This is a genomic window from Streptomyces sp. NPDC027663 (genome assembly GCF_055566415.1).
Genome location: NZ_JBVHSK010000010.1, coordinates 203,827 through 224,184 on the forward strand (window position 1 = coordinate 203,827; position 20,358 = coordinate 224,184).

Consider the following 20,358-nt stretch of genomic DNA (forward strand, 5'->3'; position numbering starts at 1 on the left):
GTAGCAGTACCTACGACTTCAATGTCCGTACCGGAGCCCTTTCCCACATGACGAGCAGCACCGAGACCACCGCCACCACCCCGCAGGTTGCGGTCAACGACATCGGTAACGAGGAAGCTTTCCTCGCCGCGATCGACGAGACGATCAAGTACTTCAACGACGGCGACATCGTCGACGGCGTCATCGTGAAGGTCGACCGGGACGAGGTCCTGCTCGACATCGGTTACAAGACCGAAGGTGTCATCCCGAGCCGCGAGCTCTCGATCAAGCACGACGTCGACCCGAACGAGGTCGTGGCCGTCGGCGACGAGATCGAGGCCCTGGTCCTCCAGAAGGAGGACAAGGAAGGCCGCCTGATCCTCTCGAAGAAGCGCGCCCAGTACGAGCGTGCCTGGGGCACCATCGAGAAGATCAAGGAAGAGGACGGCATCGTCACCGGTACCGTCATCGAGGTCGTCAAGGGTGGTCTCATCCTCGACATCGGCCTCCGCGGCTTCCTCCCGGCCTCCCTGGTCGAGATGCGCCGCGTCCGCGACCTCCAGCCCTACGTGGGCAAGGAGCTCGAGGCCAAGATCATCGAGCTGGACAAGAACCGCAACAACGTGGTCCTGTCCCGCCGTGCCTGGCTGGAGCAGACCCAGTCCGAGGTCCGCCAGACGTTCCTCACGACCCTCCAGAAGGGTCAGGTCCGCTCCGGTGTGGTCTCCTCGATCGTCAACTTCGGTGCCTTCGTGGACCTGGGTGGCGTCGACGGTCTGGTCCACGTCTCCGAGCTGTCCTGGAAGCACATCGACCACCCGTCCGAGGTCGTCGAGGTCGGCCAGGAAGTCACCGTCGAGGTTCTCGACGTGGACATGGACCGCGAGCGCGTCTCCCTGTCGCTGAAGGCGACCCAGGAAGACCCGTGGCAGCAGTTCGCCCGCACCCACCAGATCGGCCAGGTCGTGCCCGGTAAGGTCACGAAGCTGGTTCCGTTCGGTGCGTTCGTCCGCGTGGACGAGGGCATCGAGGGTCTGGTCCACATCTCCGAGCTGGCCGAGCGCCACGTGGAGATCCCGGAGCAGGTCGTCCAGGTCAACGACGAGATCTTCGTCAAGGTCATCGACATCGACCTCGAGCGTCGTCGCATCAGCCTCTCGCTGAAGCAGGCCAACGAGTCCTTCGGTGCCGACCCGGCCTCGGTCGAGTTCGACCCGACCCTGTACGGCATGGCCGCGTCCTACGACGACCAGGGCAACTACATCTACCCCGAGGGCTTCGACCCGGAGACCAACGACTGGCTGCCGGGCTACGAGAAGCAGCGCGAGGAGTGGGAGCGCCAGTACGCCGAGGCGCAGACCCGCTTCGAGCAGCACCAGCAGCAGGTCATCAAGTCCCGCGAGGCCGACGCCGCTGCCGCGGCCGAGGGCGGCGAGGCTGCGGCTCCGGCCGCGACCGGCGGTTCGTACTCCTCCGAGGGCGCGGACACCTCCGGTGCGCTCGCCTCGGACGAGGCGCTGGCCGCGCTGCGCGAGAAGCTGGCCGGCGGCCAGAGCTGATCGCTGCCGCTGAGGCTTAGCCGATAGCTGTTGAGGGGCCGTACCTTTCGGGGTACGGCCCCTCAGTCGTTTCCGCGGGCCGTTTCCCGGCTGTGGTCCCGGGCCGGCTGCCACGCCCGCACTGCACTGCGGAGTCGCACGTGCGTCCGCCCCGCCCCCGCCCTCTCAAGGGGGCTTTGGGTCCCCGGTCACGAGGTCACCGGGATGTCGGTCAGGCCCCTTCCGCCCGTCACCGTGTTGGTGCTGTGGACCGTCGTCCTGCAGGCCGGACTGAAGTTCGTCACGTTCACGGCCAGCTGCGTGGAGCCGGTCGCGCCCGTCAGTGTCGACCTGTTGCCCTTGAACACCGTGCCGCAGCCCCACCCCGACTGCTGGGTGTGGGTCTGGTAACCGTCGTTGGTGGTGTTCCTGCCCGTGTTGTCCTGGACGAGGACGTTGTCGCCTTTCACGTCGACCCAGGAGTCGTCGTAGTTGGCGCCGGTCAGGCCGCTGCCGTCGAACGTGTTGCCGATGATCTGCGCGCCGGTCGTGCCCTCCTTGATGTCGACGTTCTCGCCGCCCACGTCCGGGCCGATCGTGTTGTTCAGGATCTGGATGCGGTCGCTCCTGTCGGACAAGGTGTTCGCGGTTCCCACGTACACGCCCTCGCCCATGCCGCGGCCGTCGTTCCCGGTGTCGTAGATCTTCGAGTTCCTGATCACGCCGTCCGTGCTGGAGGTGCGGAAGTGCACGCCCTCCATGTCGAGGCCGTGCACCGTGACGCCGTCCACCACGACACCCTTGGCCGTGTCGATCACGATGCCCTTCTGGCCGCCGGTCACGGTCAGTCCGCTGACCGTCCAGTAGGAGGCGCCGTTCAGGTGCAGCCCGTATCCGCCGCCGGCGGCGAGCACGGCTCTGGGGGAGCCGGTGAGGGTGATGCGCGCGGATGCCGTGGCCGGGGCGGTGGCCTTGAAGTTGCCCGTGTACGTGCCGTCCGCCAGGTGGATCGTTTCACCGGGCCTGGCGGCGCCGAGTGCGGTCTTCAGCTGGGCCGCCGTCGTCACCTCGATGGTGGCGGCCGAGGCCGGGCCGGAGGCGGTGAGGAGCAGTCCGCCGGCGGCGAGAGTCGTGGCGAGCAGGGAGGTGAGCGGCGTGCGCATGCGCATGGGATGCCTTCCTGTCGTACGGACACCAGATCTCATACATGAACACTGGTCGGCATGATGAACGCCGATGTCTGGTGAAGGTACGGACCAGCTGACGGGGCGTCAAGGTGCTCGGCGCAGGTTCGCTGATCAGCGGCGTGTCGCGGGAATTCCCACCTCCCAGGGCGCGTTGTGCATGACGAACACGAGGAGGAGCGGTCACAGTGCTTGATCCGCAGGGTTTGTACGCATGGGAGCCGAAGGGCCTCGCCGTCGTCGACATGGCGCTCGCCCAGGAGTCGGCCGGCCTGGTCATGCTCTACCACTTCGACGGATACATCGACGCAGGAGAAGCCGGCGACCAGATCGTCGAACGGCTGCTCGACTCACTGCCCCACCAGGTCGTGGCCCGATTCGACCACGACCGGCTCGTGGACTACCGCGCCCGCCGGCCCCTGCTGACCTTCAAGCGGGACCGCTGGACCGACTACGAGGTGCCGGCCATCGAGGTCCACCTCGTCCAGGACACCACCGGCGCCCCCTTCCTGCTGCTGTCCGGCCCCGAGCCGGACGTGGAGTGGGAGCGGTTCGCGGCGGCCGTCCGGCAGATGGTGGAGCGGCTCGGCGTCCGTCTGGCCGTGAACTTCCACGGCATCCCCATGGGCGTCCCGCACACGCGCCCGGTCGGCCTCACCCCGCACGGCAACCGCACCGACCTCGTCCCCGGCCACCGCAGTCCCTTCGAGGAGGCCCAGGTGCCCGGCAGCGCCGAATCGCTGGTCGAGTACCGCCTCATGGAAGCCGGTCACGACGTCCTGGGTGTCGCCGCGCACGTCCCGCACTACATCGCCCGCTCCGCCTACCCGGACGCCGCCCTGACCGTCCTGGAGGCCATCACGGCCGCCACCGGCCTGGTCCTGCCCGGCGTCGCCCATTCCCTGCGCACGGACGCGCACCGCACCCAGAACGAGATCGACCGGCAGATCCAGGAGGGCGACGAGGAGCTGACCGCGCTGGTCCAGGGCCTGGAGCACCAGTACGACGCCGCGGCCGGTGCCGAGACGCGGGGCAACATGCTCGCCGAACCCGTGGAGATCCCGTCGGCCGACGAGATCGGGCAGGAGTTCGAGCGCTTCCTGGCGGAGCGCGAGGGCGACAACTGACGTGCGCGCCGCGGGGTACGGGCGGTCCGTACCCGTAGCACCGGCTCGTACCCGTCGTTCCGGCCGGCCGGCGCAGCGTCTAGGCTTCCGCCCATGCTGACAGTGGGTCTGACCGGCGGGATCGGCGCCGGCAAGAGCGAGGTGTCACGGCTGCTCGTGGAGCACGGGGCCGTGCTGATCGACTCCGACCGCATCGCGCGCGAGGTCGTGGAGCCCGGCACCCCCGGCCTCGCAGCCGTGGCCGAGGCCTTCGGCAGGGACGTCATCACCGCCGACGGCAGCCTGGACCGCCCCCGGCTCGGCTCGATCGTCTTCGCCGACCCCGAGAAGCTCGCCGTCCTCAACTCGATCGTGCACCCCCTCGTGGGCGCCCGCTCGCGCGAACTCGAGCGCGCGGCGGGCCAGGACGCCGTGGTCGTCCACGACGTCCCCCTGCTCACCGAGAACGGTCTCGCACCGCTCTACGACGTCGTGATCGTCGTGGACGCGAGCCCCGACACCCAGCTCGAACGGCTGGTCCGGCTGCGCGGAATGAACGCGGAGGACGCACGTGCGCGCATGGCCGCACAGGCGACGCGCGAACAGCGCCGCGAGATCGCCGACATCGTGATCGACAACGACGTCCCCCTGGACGCGCTGCGCAAGCGCGTGGCGGAGGTGTGGGAAGACCTCGTACGGCGGGCGAGCCGCGGCGGCGCGGACCTGTGACGGCCCCCTGCGGCACCGGCGCGGAATAGCGGCCGTGCCCGGGGCGTTGAACCCCGGCAGCGAGGGAAGGACTCTGCCGCGCCCGAGACCAGCGGTTCCACCGGTCGTACTCCGGAAACGCATGTCATCGACTTCCGTGCCGCCGAGCAGCTGCTCAACGCGCGGGACCCGCGGGGCGCGGTGAAGCTGCTCGACGAAGTCATCGCCGTGCACCCCGAGAACACCGCCGCCCGGCTGCTGCGCGCCCGGGCCTTCTTCGCCGCGGCGCAATTGCGGCCCGCCGAGCTGGAGTTCACCATCGTGCTGGAGCGCGAGCCGGACAACGCGTTCGCGCACTTCGCCCTGGCCCGCACCTATGAGCGCATGAGCCGTCCCGACCTGGCCAAACGCCACTTCCGGCTGGCAGCCGCCCTCGACCCCAACCCGCAGTACCTGAAAGCGGCACGCTTCGAGGACTGACTGACCGACACAAGCCACCGCGGAACTGCGCCCAGGGCGGCGGTGCCTCTGCCTCCGTCGGGAATCCGGCTCATGAGGGGCGGTGTCCCGTGTGCGTCGGGAATCCGGCTCATGAAGGGCGGCGTCTCGGGTGCGTCGGGAATCCACCTAACGAGGGGCGGCGCCTCTGGTGCGGCGGGAATCCGACTTACGAAGGGCGGTGCCCCGGGCTCGTCAGGGAACCACGCTCACGATGCCGGGCGCCTCGGGCTCGTCGGAAAGCCCCGTTCACGGGTGGCGATGCCTCGGCGGTCCCTGGTACCGCCGGTACGGCGGACCGTCGTCCGGGGGCGGGTACGGCGGGATCTCATGTCCCGGCTGATAGTGCGGGCCCTGCCGCATGTGCCTGAGGATCAACGCCATGTCGACGGTGACCACCAGCCACAGCGCCCCGCACGCCGCCGCCCAGCCGGGACGCCCGGCCAGCGCGAACGCCGCCGTACCGAAGACCGCCCAGACCAGCCCCCACACACTCAGCCAGAAGCGCGCCCGCAGAGCACTGCGCGCGGTCGCCGGTTCACTGCCCGTACGCATCGGATCACCACTCCTCCTTGCAACGTACTCTTCGAAGACGACCCGCACCAACGCTCGCCGAGACGACGTCGAACCGACACCGACCAGTCGCCGGACGTGCTGCGACGACGTCCGTCGAGGCCGAAGGGGGACCGCCCGTGCTGCCGGACGCCGACGACCTGCCCGAACTGCTCCTCGACCTCACCGTTCCGCACGAGGACATCAACGCGCTCGTCGCGCAGGGGCGGAGGGTCACCGCCGACCCGGGCACGCGCAGACTCCTGGCGGACTGCGTCGAGGAGCTGTTCCGCGAGCCCGAGGAGACGGGCCGCACACCCGACCTCACTGAACTGTTCGCCGCGGCTCCGGCGGAACTGGCCGACACCTTCCCCGTGTACGCCTTCCTTGCCGCGGTCCCGCGTACGCGCGCGTGCCACAGGGCACGTGGAATCCCCGCCGAGATCTCCCGGCGCACCCTCGCCGACCTGGGCCGCCACATCGCGGTGCACCGTCGGCGGCACGGCCGGACCGGCGTACAGTCCCGGCGCTGGCTCGTCCGCCACTTCCGCGGGGAGCTGTACCAGCTGGGACGGCTGCAGTTCGAACGGGCCCGGCTCGAACGGCGCCCGGCGCCGGTGCTGGGGGCGGCCGGACTGGACGCGGCACCCGGGACGCCCTGCCTGAACCTGCACATCCCCGACTATCACGGTCCGCTGACCCCGACCGCCTTCGACCGCTCCCTGGCGCTGGCCCGCGCGTTCTTCCCCCTGCACTTTCCCGAGGAGCATCCCGTGGCCGTGGTCTGCCACTCCTGGCTCCTGGACCCGCAGCTCAGGTGCCATCTTTCTGCCGAGTCCAACATCGTCCGCTTCCAGGAACGGTTCCGCATCGGCCACGACGACACCGAGCCGGCCGACACCGAGCCCGTCCAGTTCGTCTTCGGCGACCCTGACCTGCCCGTCCCCGGTCTGCCCCGGCGTACGTCGGTGGAGCGGGCGATCGGCGACCATCTGCGGGCGGGTGGCCACTGGTACGTCGGGCACGGATGGTTCCCGTTTCCGGCTGAATAACTCGAACGAGTGAAGAGGCGGCTGGTGGGAACGGGTTTGCGAGGCCCGGCCGTTGTCCGGGCATGAAGGTCGACATGCGTGAGGGACACGAGGGCACGGGACCGGGTGCGATCACCCCGGACGGCTGCGCGGTCGAGCTGTACAAGCGACTGCCGGTGGGCGACGAGCCGGACATCATCACCGCGGCAGTACCGGCCGGGGCGCACCTCCTGGAGCTGGGCAGCGGTGTGGGCCGGGTGACCCACCCGCTGCTGGAGCGCGGTTTCACGGTCACGGCCGTGGACGAGTCCGCCGACATGCTGGCCCAGGTCCGCGGGGCGCGCACGATATGCAGCCCCATCGAGCGCCTGGACCTCGGCGAGAAGTTCGACGTGGTGATGCTCGCGTCGTTCCTGGTGCACGTCGCCGACGAGGGGGTACGCAGAGGCCTGCTGCGTGCCTGCGCCCGGCATGTGGCGGAGGACGGCTGCGTGCTCATCCAGCGGGAGGGCGAGGACTACCACACCAATGTGCCGCGGGAACGGACCGACCCGACCGGCTTCACCCTCCGCATCGCCTCGGCGGAACCGGCCGGAGACGGGGTGAACTCGGTCCACGCCGAATACGTCTTCCCGGACGCGACGTGGACCCAGACGTTCCTGGCCCGCCCTCTGACGAAGGCGCAGTTCGAATCGGCGCTGGCCGAGGCGGGGCTGGAGGTGGACACGTATCTGACCGAGGACGGGACGTGGGTGAGGGCATTGCCTGTGACACAGCGATGAGTCGGCATAAACGACTGGGTGTCTGCGCGGAGCGACGGCGTCTCGGAGCGGAGCCACCCGGGCCCAACCGGCTCCACCCCGCATTCGCGCCGCCCCGCCAGCGCTCCGACCCCGCCTGATCTGCCCGTTCCGTACTCAGGCCACCGCATTCGGCCGGCCGAATCGGGGCATACGGTGGCGGTATGTACGACAGCGGTGGCCCTACGGACGGCAGCAGCGCCCTCGCCCGGCTCGATCGACGCGTCGCCGGGTGCCGGGCCTGCCCTCGGCTGGTCGAGTGGCGTGAGGAGGTGGCCCGTACCAAGCGGGCTGCGTTCGCCGACTGGACGTACTGGGGCCGGCCGGTGCCCGGATTCGGCCCGGCCGACGCCCGGCTGGTGATCATCGGGCTGGCGCCGGCCGCGCACGGCGGCAACCGTACCGGGCGGATGTTCACCGGGGACCGCTCCGGAGACGTGCTGTACCAGGCGCTGTACGACGTGGGGCTCGCCTCGCAGCCCACCTCCGTCAGTGCCGACGACGGTCTGGAGCTGTACGGCGTCCGGGTCACCGCGCCCGTGCACTGTGCCCCGCCCGCCAACAAGCCGACGCCGGGTGAGCGTGACGCCTGCCGGCCCTGGCTGGTGCGGGAACTGACCTTGCTCCGCCCGACGCTGAGGGCCGCGGTCGTCCTGGGCGCCTTCGGCTGGCAGGCCGCGCTGCCCGCGTTCGGCGAGGCGGGCTGGAGCGTGCCCCGTCCACGCCCGGTCTTCGCCCACGGCACCCGGGTCGCGCTCGACGGCCTGGACGTCTTCGGCTGCTTCCACGTCAGCCAGCGCAATACCTTCACCGGCCGGCTCACCGCAGAGATGCTGCGCGAGGTGCTGACGACGGCAGCGCAGGCGGCGGGTCTTCCGTAGGCCGAGGCGGCCCGGCGGCGGGCCTCAGACGGCGGCATCGGACCGTGCACCGTCCGCCTGGCCGGCGGGCGGGATGCGCCCTGGCCTCCGGAGATAGGTCACGGTGGCGTAGGCGCTCGGCCGACGGCTGTGCAACCGTGCCCGGCATCGGCATCGGTCCCGTGCAGGCACCGGTCGTGCCCGGTGCCGGCACCGGCCCGTGCCCCGAACCGGCTCGTACCCGATGCCGGACGTTCCGGTCAGGCTTCCTGCGTCTGCGGCCCGTCCGGCACCACCGCCGTCGCCGTGATCTCCACCAGCTGTCCGGTGTATCCGAGACAGGCGACACCGAGCAGGGTGGACGAGTGCGGACCGTGGCTCAGGCCCGACGCCTCGACCACGTCCCACACCGCGGACAGCGTCGCCGGCTCGCTGCTCACCACGTACACCTCCGTCACGAGCACATGCCGCAAGTCGCTGCCGACGGCCTGCAGTTGCTCACGCAGGTTGGCGATCACCTGCTCGGCCTGCCGTACGGGATCTCCCGGTCCCACCAGCTCGCCGTCGGCGGTGAGGGGCACGGCCCCGGCGAGGAACGCGAGCTTCGTCCCGGCCTCCACGACGGAGGCGTGGGAGTAGGTCGGCGGAGGGAAAAGGGCGGGGGCGGTCACGCGCCGGATCACGGAAGCGGCTCCTTTGTCGGTCGGCGGACAACTGCCCGATGATCGGTCCTCACCGCACCCGACCGCATCCGAATTTCGGCCCGCACCACGGAGCGATCCCGTGTTGCCCGAGGGGTCATGTGCACGCCCCTTCGCCCCGGACGACCTGGCGGGCCCTCTCGACCCGGACGACCTGCATGCCCTCGGCCGGCCGGGCGAGGGCTCCGACGTCGGCGGCTGTGGTGGCGGCGTCTTCAGCGGCGGAGCCGGCCGACCGTCGACGGCCGCCGGGGTCGATGTGCACCGCGCACTCGCCGACGCCGTGACCCAAAGCCGAGGGGACCATCGCCGACGATGCGTTGCAAGGAGAATGCGGCGGTAGGCCTTCATAAGGAAGGTCCAGGTATTGCGTTCATAAAGAAACCGGCTGTGCGGGCATCTTTCACACGGGCGAAACCTGATCGCCGCGCTCGCACGGGGAACACGCCCTACCGTGGGACCCACAGCCCGGCCGCCGTCGTCCGAAGGCCCACCCCGCCCTCGTATGAACAGGAGCCCTGTGTCCCGGCCCGCCGTACCCGCCTGGCTCGCCCACGCCTTCCGCGCCCAGCGCGGCCCCGTCCCCTGGAGCGCGATGACCCGGGGAGCGCTCGCCGCCGGGCCGTTGCTGCTCGCCGGGCTGCTGGCCGGGTGGACGGCCGCCGGGGTGCTCGCCGCCATCGCCGCGATGCTCGGCGGCATCAACGACCGGCCCGGCAGCCGGCGCGCCTCGGTACAGCGGCTCGGCGTGCCCGCGCTGGCCGGGGCCCTGGGCCTGCTCGCGGGCACGTACGCCGGACAGGGGCTGTCCGCCGTACCGCTGACCCTCGCGCTGACCGGACTCGGTCTGGTCGCCGGCGGCATCAGTGCCGTCGGACCGGTCGCCTCCGCCGCCGGAACGCAGTTGCTCGTCGCCGCTGCCATCGGTGCCGGGATGCCGGCGGCCGAGAGCGGCTGGCAGCGTGCCCTGGCCTTTCTCGCCGGGGCCGGCTGGCTGCTGGTGCTGCGACTCGCCCTGCCCACCCCCGGTTCGCTCGCCGGTGACTTCCGCTTCGACGGTGAGCGGCAGGCGATCGCCGAGGTGTACGACGCCATCGCCACCCTGCTCGACGCCGTGGGCGGGGAGCGGGCCACCGCCCGGCGAGCCGCGCTGACTGCTGCCCTCGACCATGCCCAGGACACCCTCGCCGGGCCCCGGCTACGCCGCTACGCCGACTCCGCCGCCGGGCCCGACCTGCGCCGCTACGCCGACTCCGCCGCCGGGCCCGACCTGCGCCGCTACACCGGTTCCGCCGCCGGGCCCGGGCCGCGCCGCTACACCGGTTCCGGCATCGGACCCCGGATACGCCATTACGCCGGCTCCGCCGCCGGACCCCGGATACGCCACTACGCCGGCTCCGCCGCAGAGCGCCGGCTGCACGCCCGGTTCGCGGCGGCGCTGCCCCTCGCCGAGGCCGCGACCGCCCTGTACTGGGCGGGGGAGCCGGTATCGGCGCGGGCGGCCGAGGGGCCGCGGCGGCTCGCCGCCGCCGTCCGCGACAGCACCGGCACAGGCACCGGCCCGCTGCCCGCGCCACGCCGGTCCGCGCCCGCCCTGCGCGCCCTGGACGACGCCCTGCTGCGTGCCGCCGAGGCCTTCGACCGGGGCGAGGGCGCCCACCGCGGGCTGCTGGGCCGGCGCGGCGGTGTCCGGCAGGCGCTGCGCGCCGCGTTCGGCGCCGGCGGGCGCGAGTACGGGCTGCGCGTCGCCCTGTGCTTCGGCGCCAGCGCCGCCATCGCCCAGGCCCTGCACCACACACGCTGGTACGGGCAGCACGCCCACTGGTACTGGCTGCCCGCCACCGCCGTCTTCCTGGTCAAGCCCGACCTCGGTCCGCTCGCCTCGAGGGTGCTGTGCCGGGCCGCAGGTACCGTCCTCGGGGCCCTGACGTTCGCGGGCTTCGCGGCGTTGTTGCCCCGCCCGGCAGGGCTGATCGCGCTGGTCGCGGTGTGCGGCGCCCTCGTCCCGGTCGCCACCCGGCACTTCGCGGCGCTGACCGCCGTCGTCACCGTCCTCGTCCTCGCCCTGGTCATGGCCGGCGGGGAGCCGCAGGCCTCGGTCAGCCGGATCGGCGAGACCCTGCTCGCCTGCGCGCTCGTCCTGGTCGTCGGGCACCTGCCGATGCCGGGAAAGCGCGGCGGCGCAGTACGGGACCGGCTCACGGTGGCCGGCAGCGCCGCGCACGCCTACCTGCTGCACGTCCTCGGCGAGTCCGGCGACCGCACCGAGCGGTGGGCACTGCGCCGGGAGGCCTACCGTGCCCTCGCCGAGGCGCGCGCCGCGATCTCGGTCACCGCCGCGGAACTACCCGTCCTTGCCCGGCACACCGAGGGCACGGACGCGATCGCCGAGGTGCTGGAACGCCTCGTGGACACGACCACGGCCTGCGCCGTGCACCTCGACGACACCGGCCGGCTCACCTCGCGGCACGTCGGCCGGCTCCGGGAGGCACTGGGGGAGCTGGAGCAGCAGGGGGTACGAGTGCCGCTGCCGACGGCCGCGTAGCGTCAGCGGCCGGCGCCGCAGAACGAGGCCGGACGGCCGGGTCCACCGGGCGAGCCGCGCAGCTGTACCGGCTGAGTGAATGGGCGACGGCCTCCGTCAGCTCACAGGCCCCCGTGCGCCGCAGCTCACAGGCCCCCGTGCGCCGCAGCTCACAGGCCCCCGTGCGCCGGGCGACAGGCCGGGACCGGATGCACGGTTCGGCTCACATCACGGTGGGACAGCACCGTACGTTGGGCTCATGAGTGCCGTTGGGCAGCCGAGCGCCGCTCCCGCCGACCTGGTCGTCACCGGCTGCACGGTCCTCGTCCACGAGGACGGGGAACGGATCGGCTTCCGCCGGGACGCCGCGATCGTCGTGCGCGAGGGCGTGATCGAAGCGGTCACCATGGCCACCGCCGCACGCGAGGTGCCGGCCGCGGAGCGGATCGAGGCACCGGGGCAGGTCGCGTTGCCCGGGCTGATCAACTGCCACACCCACGCGGCGATGGTCGCACTGCGCGGCCTGGCCGAGGACCTGCCGACCGAGGAGTGGTTCAACGACGTCGTCTGGCCCGTCGAGACCAACCTCACCGAGCGGGACGTGGAGTTGGGGGCGCGGCTCGCCTGTGCGGAGATGATCCGGGGCGGGGTGACCTGCTTCGCCGACCACTACTTCCACATGGACACGGTCGCCGCCGTAGTCGCCGAGTGCGGACTGCGCGCCCACCTCGGGGAGGCCTACTTCTCCAGCCAGGGTCCCCGAGGACGGGAGAAATCCGTGGAGTTCGCGGTCCGGCAGCGCGGCGCCGCCGCCGGCCGCATCACCACCGCGCTCGCCCCGCACGCCCCCTACACCGTCACCGCTGCCGACCTCACCGCCACCGCCGAACTGGCCCGCGAGCACGGCCTGCCCGTGCACATCCACGCCGCCGAGAACCGCGAGCAGACCGACACCAGCCTCGCCCGGCACGGCCTCACCCCCGTCGAAGTACCTCGTCCACAGCGCCCGCGCCGCCGACGTCCGCACCACCGTCGTGGACGGCCGCGTGCTCATGCGCGACCGCGAGCTGCTCACCCTCGATGTGCCCAGAATCGTACGGGAGTTGGAAGCCCGACTGCCCGGCCTGGTCGACCGGAGCCACGGCCGGCGCATCCAGCGGTACGACACCTGACTCCGCGTAGGCTGGCTCCATGGATCTCGCGGACGGCCTGCTCGACCATCCCTACGACGTCTACCGGCGCCTGCGCGACACCGCGCCCGTGCACCGCATCACCGGACCCGACGGCACCCCCGCCTGGCTGGTCACCCGGTACGACGACGTCCGTGCCGCCCTCAGCGACCCACGGCTCTCGCTCGACAAGCGGCACGCCACGGCCGGCACCTACAAGGGCCTGTCCCTGCCACCGGCCCTCGACGCCAACCTCCTCAACATGGACCCGCCCGACCACACCCGCATCAGGCGCCTGGTCGGCCGCGCCTTCACCCCGCGCCGCGTGCAACAGCTGCGCGCACCGATCCGCCGTACCGCCGACCGGCTCCTCGACGCCCTCGGCCCGCACGGGACCACCGACCTCGTCGCCTCCTATGCGGCCCCGCTGCCAATCACCGTCATCTGCGACCTCCTCGGCATCCCGGAGGAGGACCGGCTGGACTTCCGGCAGTGGACCGACAGCCTCACGGCCCCCGACCCGGCCCGCCCGCACGCCTCCAAGGAGGCGATGGCGGCCATGCTCGGCTTCCTCACGGGGCTGGTCGGGAGCAAGCGCCGGGCGCCGGCCGACGACCTGCTGTCCGACCTGATCGCCGTACGTGACGAGGGCGACCGGCTCAGCGAGGAGGAGCTGATGTCCCTGGCCTTCCTCATCCTCTTCGCGGGGTACGAGAACACGGTCCAGCTCATCGGCAACGCCGTGCTCGCCCTCCTCCAGCACCCGGACCAGCTCGCCGCCCTGCGTGAAGAGCCGGAACGACTCCCGTCCGCCGTGGAGGAGTTCGCCCGGCACGAAGGTCCCATGCTGCTCGCCATGCGCCGGTTCCCGGTCGAGGACGTCACGATCGCCGGGGTGACCATCCCGGCCGGGGAGACGGTGTGGGTGTCCCTGTCCGCCGCCGACCGCGATCCCGCCCGCTTTCCCGACCCGGACCGCCTCGACCTCTCACGCGATGCTTCGGGCCAGCTCGCCCTCGGCCACGGCATCCACTACTGCCTGGGCGCCCCGCTCGCGCGCGCGGAGACGGAGATCGCCCTGGCCGCCCTGCTCGAACGGTTCCCCGCACTGGCCCTGGCGGAGGGCGAGCTGCGGTGGCGGCCGTCACTACGGGCGCGGGGGCTGGTGGCGCTGCCGGTGACGTATGGACGGGCCGGTGATCCGACGGCCGGCTGCTGAGGCCCTTACGCCCTTACGCCCTTCCGCCGCGACGCACTGACGCCTTGACGCAGTGCGTGATGGCGGGCTGACGGATCGACTCGGCCGGTGCTGAGGCGCTGAGGTGTTGAGGTGCTGAGGTACCGGCGGACCGGTCGAGGTGGCGGAAGGCGACGGAAAGCGCTGTCGGAGACGGCACCGGAAGCAGTACCGCGAGACGTGCTGCAAAAGTGCCGGAAAAGCTCCTCCCGCACAGCGATGAGTTCCGTATCTGCCGACAGTCACCACCTCGAACCGACCGTCGGACAGGAGGGCCCATGTCGCTTCCGGAGATCGTCTCGCGCGAGGAGTGGCGCGCGGCGCGCGAGGAGTTGCTGCGCAAGGAGGAGGCGGTCAGACGGGCGCGCGAGGCGCTGGGCGTGGAGCGGCGCCGGCTGCCCATGGTCGAGGTCGGCCCGGAGTACGTCTTCGAGGGCGGCGACGGCAAGGCCACCCTCCTCGACCTCTTCCAGGAGCGGGCCCAGCTCGTCGTCCACCACTTCATGTTCGCGCCGGAGTGGGAGGCCGGCTGCCCGTGCTGTGCGGCCTTCCTGGACCAGGTCGGCCACCTCGCCCATCTGCGCGCCCGGAACACCTCCTTCGCGGCCGTCTCCCGGGCGCCGTTCACCCGGATCCTGCCGTTCAAGGCACGGATGGGCTGGACGGTGCCCTGGTACTCGGCGAGCCACGGCGACTTCAACCGCGACTTCGAGGCCACCGTCGAGAGGGGCGGCGAACTGGTCGAACGGCCCGGCCTCAGCTGCTTCCTGCGCGACCACGACCGGGTCTTCCACACCTACTCGGTGTACGACGACGGTCTGGACGCGCTCGGCACCATCGCCGGTCTGCTCGACCTGACCGCGCTCGGGCGCAGTCCCACCGGCAGCGAGCCGCTCCGCTTTCACGACGAGTACGATTCCTGACACGGAGGGTGCTGTTCGTGTCACAAGGTGAACGGATCCTCACGGTCCGCGCCGACCTGGTGTCGAGAATGTCTCAGTCCCGTCACTGAGCGAGCCGTTTCCCTCCTCCAGAGCGTTAACTCCTACAAGTACGACGCTTTCTGGAGGTGCGAGATGGTGAACGGGCGAACGGTGCTCGAACGCTTTCCCGCCGGTGGTCCCCGGGGATCCTGGCCCGCGGAGGAGTTCGCGCACGCGCGGCGTCTGGAAGGGCTGCCCGCCGAGGTCGTCATGGATCTCGCGACCGACACGTTTCTGGTGGTCGTGCGTGGGGGCGAAGCCGCGGAGTGAGCGGGCGCGTCCTCGCGCCGCTGCAGCGCCGGGGCGGCTGGAGCGGTCGGTGCCGCTGGAACGTGCGGGGCGGCCGGGCGGCCTGGCGGCTCAGGCCGGTTTCTGGGCCGGTACCCGCGCCGTGAACTGCTCCGCCTGAAGGGTGTACAGCTCGGCGTAGACACCGCCCCTGGCCAGCAGTTCGTCCGGGGTGCCGGACTCCACCAGGCGTCCGTGCTCCAGCACATGCACCAGATCGGCGTGGCGCACCGAGGCCAGCCGGTGGGTGATGAGCACGACCGTCTGCCCGCTGCCTGCCAGAGCCCGGATCTTCTCGAACACCTCCAGCTCGGCCCGCGCGTCGAGCGCCGCCGTCGGCTCGTCCACGATCAGGATGCTCCCGCGCCGGTAGGCCGCGCGGGCGATGCCGAGCCGCTGCCACTGGCCGCCGGACAGCTCGTGCCCGCCGCTGAAGTTCCGGGCCAGCAGGGTGTCCAGACCGCTCGGCAGCTGCGCGACCACCTCCTCGGCCCCCGCCTCGGCGACCGACGCGGTCAGCCGTTCCTCGGTCATGGGCGCGGCGGACCGGCCTACGGCCACGTTCACCCGGGCGGTGAAGGGCCAGCGCTTGAAGTCCTGCGCCACCATCGCGATGCGCTCGGCGAGCAACCGCCGGTCGGCCCGCGCCGCGTCCACGCCGTCCCACAGGATCCGGCCCCGGTCCGGCGTGTACAGGCCTGCCAGCAGCTTGACCAGCGTGGTCTTGCCCGAGCCGTTCTCCCCGACGAGCGCGATGATCCGGCCGAGCGGGAAGGTGAGGGTGACGTCGTCCAGGGCGGGGCGGGCGGTGCCGGTGTGGGCGCCGTTGTCCGGGGCGGGGCGGGCGGTCTCGGTGACGGTGTCGTCGTGGGCCGGGCTGGTGGTGTCGTGTACGGACGTGGGGCCGGGCGGCGTGTCCGGGGACGGACCCGCCTCACCCGGACGGGGGTCACGCGGGTAGCTGAAGGTGACGTTCTCGAAGCGGATCTCCTTCGGGTTGTCCGGCAGCGGCTCCCCGCCCGTCGGGATGGCGCGCTCGGCCGCCGCGACGTACAGCCGCTCCAGATCGCCCACGAACAGGGCCTCCTCGTGCAGCTCGTTGATGTCCAGTACCAGCGTGTCCAGGCTCGCCGCACCGGTACGGATCGCGATCACCGACGTACCGGCCACCGAAAGGGCCATCGCGCCGGTCAGCAGCAGCGCGCCCAGCGTCGCGTACGTCGCGAGCGTCGCCAGACCCGTCCAGGCCGCGGCGATGAGCCCGGTCCGGGCGGCCAGCCGGGACAGCCTGGCCTGTTCCGCCTCCGCGGTCTCCGACATGGACCGGAAGTGGCGCAGCAGGAACGGCCCCACCCCGTGCACCCTGACCTCGGGAGCGGCGGCCGGCTCGGTGAGCAGGTTGGCGAGCAGCTGGCCGGCCCGGGCGTGCTGCACCCAGGTGTGGAAGGACTCGTAGCGGCGCCGCGCGTTGGTCAGCGCGCTCCAGGCACTGGGCAGGGTCATGGTGACCAGCAGCGGCAGCAGCGCCGGATGCAGCACGGTGAGCACGCCCGCCGCGGCGACCAGAGAGATCATGGAGTTGATCACCCGGGTGCCGTAGCCGATCATGTGCCGGGTGGACCGTGCGCCGTACTGGGCCGTGTCCAGGAGTTTGTGGAAGGCGTGGTCCTCGATCGCGGCCAGCTCCACGGAGGCCGCCCGCTCCAGATACAGCTCGGTCGCCACCCGCTCCACCTTCGGCTCCAGCCGTCCGGTGGCGTAGGTCGACGCGGCCCGCAGCAGCGCGGCCACCAGCATCACGGCGGCCATCACGGCGAGGGCGGGGGCGGCCGAGCGCAGCCGCTGGGCGATGTCCGGGCCGGCCAGCAGCTTGCCGAGGGCGTTGTTCACCGCCAACAGGCTCACCGCCTGGGCCAGGCCCCGGCCCACCTCGGCGGCCAGCACCACCCGGGTGGCCCGTGCGTCGGCCTGCCGGGCCAGCCGGAGACTGGACGCCAGCATGCCGGGCAGCCGGGTCAGCATCGCCCGGAAGCCCAGCTCCAGGAAGGCGTCCGCGTGTTCGTTCCAGCCCATGTCGTACCGCAGCGGCCCTCCGAACAGCAGCCGCTCCGACTCCGACACCGCGGACTCGACCGCCTCCGGCCTCTTCCTCACCGCGACCTCCCCGCACCCCGACGGAACGGCCACTATCGCGGCCCGGGCGGCGGCTGGGCAGGGCGCGAGGGGCGATACGAGGGGGCGCGGAGGAAGCGCGGGGTGCAGGGGACCGGGTCTGATGCGTGTACTCGGCTGCTGTGGCTGCACAGCGGGCCTGCGGGGGGCGTGGTCCCCGGCCGCGGCAGGGCCGGCGATTACGCCGAGACGGCGCGCGACCAGTCCGGGGCCGTGTCCGTCACCCGGCACAGGGCGAGGTACAGCGGGATCGGCGGGGTGTACGGGGCCGTGCCCTGCGGACGGTGGATGAGCCGGGCCGTGCCGGTGACCAGGGCACCGGCGGCATAGTGGGCCGGGGACGGCCAGGGCAGGGCGTAGTCGGAGTCCGACGGAACGATCCACCACCAGTGGGACCCGTCGGCGTACACGCATCCCACGTGCGGCAGCCGCCGTACCACCAGCGGGCCGAGACGGTCGGGTACGGCGACGGCATCACAGCCGAGCGGGGCGGTCATGCCGTCCGGCAGCCGGAGGCGACGGGCCGGGTCCGGGGCCGGTCGCCGACGTTGCAAGCGCACCAGGGTGTCCAGGCCGATGCCGTGCTCGTGGCCGACGTGCTGCTTGCCTGTACCTGTACCTGTACCTGTACCTGTACCTGTACCTGTACCTGTGCCTGTCGCTGCATCTGAGCCTGCACCTGCCCCTGTGCCGGTGCGGCCGGGCCGGTCGGAGCTGCCGGGGCCGGTCACGAGTGCTCCCCGCGGCGGCGCTGCTCGGGGGTGTGGTGCGGGGGCCGGTCGGTTGCCGCGTGGCGGTGCGGTGCCGGGTACGTGCCGCGCCGATGTTGCTCGGGCATTCGGTGCGGGGGCTGACCGGCAGTGTGGTTCCGGCGTGGTCCCGGCGCGTTCTCGCCGTGCGGTTCCTGCTCGTGGCCGCCGCTGGCCTCGGCCCGGTCGTCGCCGGTGTCGTCGGGGCGGCCCGGCTTGGGGCGGGCACCCCAGCCCAGGTCGTTGCGGGGCTGGACGGTGCCATCGGCCGTGTCGGTCCGGCGGGGCAGTTCCGCCCAGACCAACAGGCCGGGGCCGTGCTCCTGGACACCCCAGGCCCGGCACAGCGCGTCGACGAGAAGCAACCCCCTCCCGTGCTCCTCGTCGGGTCGCTGTGGAGACGGATGGGGTTCGCCGGGAGCACAGCCCTCGTCGCGTACGGCTATGCGCACCATGTCGTCGTGGTCGTGCAGCTCGCACACGACCCGGCTGCTCGCCGTGTGCACGATCGCGTTGGTGACCAGCTCGGATATGACGAGAGCCGCGTTGTCGCAAGTGTCCGCGCACACCGACCACCCGGACAGCCGGGCATGCGTCAGGCGTCTCGCCCGGGCGGCGGAACCCGGATGTGCGGCCAGGTCGAAGTGGAACCTGCGCTCGGCAGCGCCCCGCTGGGGGGTCACGCCGGCCGCGGCGCCGAGACCGGAACGGTCTGCGGCGGCGTCTGTTCCTAAGGGCGCGGACGGAATCACGCCTGCCACTATCTCCCCGCCGCCGACACTTGGCAAGTGTCACTCTGAAAATTGCAGAGTGCAGTGTGACTCGGTCAGAGGGCGTGGCACACTGCTCGCAACAGCACCCCGCGCGGCGCCAATTGAAGTCCTCGGAGATCCGAACCGATCTTCGAATGAACCTTCGAATGGCGCCGTAGGGCTGTCAGGAAACTTTCGGTGGAGGCTTTCGGTGGAGGTGGGAGCGTGAGCGAACCGCGGTCCGCGCCGACGGTGGGACAGGTGGTTCTCGGCCGGCGCCTGTTGGACCTGCGGGAACGCGCAGGACTGAAGCGCGAGGAGGCCGCCCGCGTGCTCCGCGTCGCCCCCGCCACCGTCCGCCGCATGGAGATGGCCGAGGTCGCCCTCAAAATCCCCTACCTGCAACTGCTGCTGAAGGCCTACGGCGTCCCCGACGACGAGGCCGACCTCTTCGTCCAACTGGCCGAAGAGGCCAACAGGCCCGGCTGGTGGCAGCGGTTCCACGACATCCTGCCCGGCTGGTTCTCGATGTACGTCAGCCTGGAGGGCGCGGCCGGCCTCATCCGCTCCTACGAGCCGCACTTCGTCCCCGGTCTGCTGCAGACCGAGGACTACGCGCGCGCGGTGCTGAAGTCCGGGGCCATCGGTCAGACGAGCCCGGACGAGATCGAGCGGCACGTCGCCCTGCGCATGCAACGCCAGGAACTGCTCAACCGTACGGATGCCCCGCGTTTCTGGGCGGTGATGGACGAGACGGCCCTGCGCCGCCCGGTCGGCGGTCCGGAGGTGATGCGTGCGCAGATCGACAAGTTGCTCGAGGCCACGAAGCTGCCCCATGTGACGCTTCAGGTCGCCCCGTTCGCCAACGGGCCGCACCCGGGGACGTACGGGCCCTTCGTGCTGTTCCGATTCGCCGTGTCGGAACTGCCGGACATGGTCTACAGCGAGTACCTGACCGGCGCCGTCTACCTGGACGCGCGCACCGAGGTGGCGACCCATCTGGAGGTCATGGACCGCATGGCGGCGCAGGCCGCCACGGCGCAACGTACGAAGGAGATCCTGCGGGACCTCCGCAAGGAGCTGTGAATGGATCGCATCAAGCCGCGCGGCCGTGTGTACAACGGCATGCCTGCGCGGGAATTGGGCAGCGAGGGCTGGCACAAGCCCTGGAGCGGCGGCAACGGCGGAAACTGCCTGGAGGCGATGAAGCTGGCCGACGGCCGGATCGCCGTGCGCCAGTCGACCGACCCGGACGGGCCCGCGCTGATCTACACCATGGACGAGATGACCGCGTTCATAGAGGGCGCCAAGGCGGGGGAGGCCGACTTCCTCCTGTCCTGAACCTGGCTTTGTTTTTCACTCAACTTCCTTATCGTGATGCAGCCTTGATCGTCCAACGACACGCCCGGCGAAGTCCGGCTGCGGGGCGTGTGCCGCGCGTCCCGGCCGCGGGATGTGCACCGCGCGACTCGGCTGTGGTGGGTGCGCCGGGTACTTCCGTCGTGTGCGGCGCGCGAAATTCGGCTG

Annotated in this window: 20 protein-coding genes and 1 pseudogene; 14 read left to right on the top strand and 7 right to left on the bottom strand. The window is 71.6% G+C overall.

Going from position 1 to position 20,358, the window contains the following annotated elements; translation table 11 throughout:
• The first annotated feature begins 47 nt into the window (after positions 1-47).
• Positions 48-1,538 (top strand): 30S ribosomal protein S1, encoded by a 1,491-nt coding sequence (rpsA, locus tag ACZ4SF_RS25560; RefSeq protein ID WP_468388422.1) that lies wholly within the window; start codon positions 48-50, stop codon positions 1,536-1,538.
• A gap of 188 nt (positions 1,539-1,726) precedes the next feature.
• Here the strand turns inward: rpsA and ACZ4SF_RS25565 are convergent, their stop codons facing one another.
• The gene (locus tag ACZ4SF_RS25565; protein ID WP_468388424.1) at positions 1,727-2,686 is read right to left on the bottom strand and encodes a right-handed parallel beta-helix repeat-containing protein; all 960 of its coding nucleotides are present in this window, start codon (positions 2,684-2,686) and stop codon (positions 1,727-1,729) included.
• A 203-nt stretch (positions 2,687-2,889) separates the two neighbouring features.
• Here ACZ4SF_RS25565 and ACZ4SF_RS25570 point away from each other — a divergent pair, with 203 nt between their 5' ends.
• The 3 genes from ACZ4SF_RS25570 (at position 2,890) to ACZ4SF_RS25580 (ending at position 4,995) form a co-directional block, all read left to right on the top strand.
• A complete protein-coding gene (locus ACZ4SF_RS25570) occupies positions 2,890-3,828 on the top strand; it encodes a PAC2 family protein (RefSeq protein ID WP_468388426.1) in 939 nt (312 codons plus the stop codon).
• A 93-nt stretch (positions 3,829-3,921) separates the two neighbouring features.
• Positions 3,922-4,536 (top strand): dephospho-CoA kinase, encoded by a 615-nt coding sequence (gene coaE, locus ACZ4SF_RS25575; protein WP_468388428.1) that lies wholly within the window; start codon positions 3,922-3,924, stop codon positions 4,534-4,536.
• Between the two features lie 126 nt (positions 4,537-4,662).
• A complete protein-coding gene (locus ACZ4SF_RS25580; protein ID WP_468388602.1) occupies positions 4,663-4,995 on the top strand; it encodes a tetratricopeptide repeat protein in 333 nt (110 codons plus the stop codon).
• Between the two features lie 267 nt (positions 4,996-5,262).
• Here the strand turns inward: ACZ4SF_RS25580 and ACZ4SF_RS25585 are convergent, their stop codons facing one another.
• Positions 5,263-5,568: a DUF6343 family protein gene (locus tag ACZ4SF_RS25585; RefSeq protein ID WP_468388430.1), complete on the bottom strand. Its 306-nt coding sequence runs from the start codon at positions 5,566-5,568 to the stop codon at positions 5,263-5,265.
• A 137-nt stretch (positions 5,569-5,705) separates the two neighbouring features.
• On the opposite strand from ACZ4SF_RS25585, the gene ACZ4SF_RS25590 reads away from it, so the two are divergent.
• From ACZ4SF_RS25590 to ACZ4SF_RS25600, 3 genes are all read left to right on the top strand, one after another.
• The gene (locus tag ACZ4SF_RS25590) at positions 5,706-6,617 is read left to right on the top strand and encodes an acyltransferase domain-containing protein (protein WP_468388432.1); all 912 of its coding nucleotides are present in this window, start codon (positions 5,706-5,708) and stop codon (positions 6,615-6,617) included.
• A gap of 74 nt (positions 6,618-6,691) precedes the next feature.
• Complete coding sequence (locus ACZ4SF_RS25595; protein ID WP_468388434.1) at positions 6,692-7,378, top strand: class I SAM-dependent methyltransferase; 687 nt, start codon at positions 6,692-6,694, stop codon at positions 7,376-7,378.
• A gap of 182 nt (positions 7,379-7,560) precedes the next feature.
• Entirely contained in the window at positions 7,561-8,277 is a 717-nt protein-coding gene (locus tag ACZ4SF_RS25600) for a uracil-DNA glycosylase (RefSeq protein WP_468388436.1), read from the top strand.
• 239 nt (positions 8,278-8,516) lie between these two features.
• Here the strand turns inward: ACZ4SF_RS25600 and ACZ4SF_RS25605 are convergent, their stop codons facing one another.
• On the bottom strand, positions 8,517-8,939 hold the full coding sequence (locus ACZ4SF_RS25605) for a RidA family protein (RefSeq protein WP_468388438.1): 423 nt from the start codon (positions 8,937-8,939) through the stop codon (positions 8,517-8,519).
• A 115-nt stretch (positions 8,940-9,054) separates the two neighbouring features.
• Positions 9,055-9,264 carry a hypothetical protein gene (locus ACZ4SF_RS25610; protein ID WP_468388440.1) on the bottom strand — a complete coding sequence of 70 codons (210 nt, stop codon included), beginning with the start codon at positions 9,262-9,264 and terminating at the stop codon, positions 9,055-9,057.
• Positions 9,265-9,462: 198 nt separating this feature from the next.
• On the opposite strand from ACZ4SF_RS25610, the gene ACZ4SF_RS25615 reads away from it, so the two are divergent.
• From ACZ4SF_RS25615 to ACZ4SF_RS25635, 5 genes and pseudogenes are all read left to right on the top strand, one after another.
• Positions 9,463-11,502 (top strand): FUSC family protein, encoded by a 2,040-nt coding sequence (locus ACZ4SF_RS25615; RefSeq protein ID WP_468388441.1) that lies wholly within the window; start codon positions 9,463-9,465, stop codon positions 11,500-11,502.
• 238 nt (positions 11,503-11,740) lie between these two features.
• Positions 11,741-12,653, top strand: a pseudogene (locus tag ACZ4SF_RS25620) (amidohydrolase family protein).
• Positions 12,654-12,672: 19 nt separating this feature from the next.
• A complete protein-coding gene (locus ACZ4SF_RS25625) occupies positions 12,673-13,869 on the top strand; it encodes a cytochrome P450 family protein (protein WP_468388443.1) in 1,197 nt (398 codons plus the stop codon).
• 296 nt (positions 13,870-14,165) lie between these two features.
• Positions 14,166-14,810: a DUF899 domain-containing protein gene (locus ACZ4SF_RS25630; RefSeq protein WP_468388445.1), complete on the top strand. Its 645-nt coding sequence runs from the start codon at positions 14,166-14,168 to the stop codon at positions 14,808-14,810.
• A gap of 153 nt (positions 14,811-14,963) precedes the next feature.
• Entirely contained in the window at positions 14,964-15,140 is a 177-nt protein-coding gene (locus tag ACZ4SF_RS25635; RefSeq protein WP_468388447.1) for a hypothetical protein, read from the top strand.
• A 90-nt stretch (positions 15,141-15,230) separates the two neighbouring features.
• On the opposite strand, the gene ACZ4SF_RS25640 is transcribed toward ACZ4SF_RS25635, so the two are convergent.
• The 3 genes from ACZ4SF_RS25640 to ACZ4SF_RS25650 all read right to left on the bottom strand — a co-directional run bounded on the left by ACZ4SF_RS25640 (position 15,231) and on the right by ACZ4SF_RS25650 (position 18,831).
• The gene (locus ACZ4SF_RS25640; RefSeq protein ID WP_468388449.1) at positions 15,231-17,312 is read right to left on the bottom strand and encodes an ABC transporter ATP-binding protein; all 2,082 of its coding nucleotides are present in this window, start codon (positions 17,310-17,312) and stop codon (positions 15,231-15,233) included.
• A 197-nt stretch (positions 17,313-17,509) separates the two neighbouring features.
• Positions 17,510-17,884 carry a hypothetical protein gene (locus tag ACZ4SF_RS25645; RefSeq protein WP_468388450.1) on the bottom strand — a complete coding sequence of 125 codons (375 nt, stop codon included), beginning with the start codon at positions 17,882-17,884 and terminating at the stop codon, positions 17,510-17,512.
• 173 nt (positions 17,885-18,057) lie between these two features.
• Complete coding sequence (locus ACZ4SF_RS25650) at positions 18,058-18,831, bottom strand: ATP-binding protein (RefSeq protein WP_468388452.1); 774 nt, start codon at positions 18,829-18,831, stop codon at positions 18,058-18,060.
• A gap of 225 nt (positions 18,832-19,056) precedes the next feature.
• Here ACZ4SF_RS25650 and ACZ4SF_RS25655 point away from each other — a divergent pair, with 225 nt between their 5' ends.
• Together ACZ4SF_RS25655 and ACZ4SF_RS25660 are read left to right on the top strand one after the other, a co-directional pair.
• Positions 19,057-19,917: a helix-turn-helix domain-containing protein gene (locus ACZ4SF_RS25655; RefSeq protein ID WP_468388454.1), complete on the top strand. Its 861-nt coding sequence runs from the start codon at positions 19,057-19,059 to the stop codon at positions 19,915-19,917.
• Positions 19,918-20,172: a DUF397 domain-containing protein gene (locus tag ACZ4SF_RS25660; protein ID WP_030348027.1), complete on the top strand. Its 255-nt coding sequence runs from the start codon at positions 19,918-19,920 to the stop codon at positions 20,170-20,172.
• The last annotated feature ends 186 nt before the right edge of the window (positions 20,173-20,358 follow it).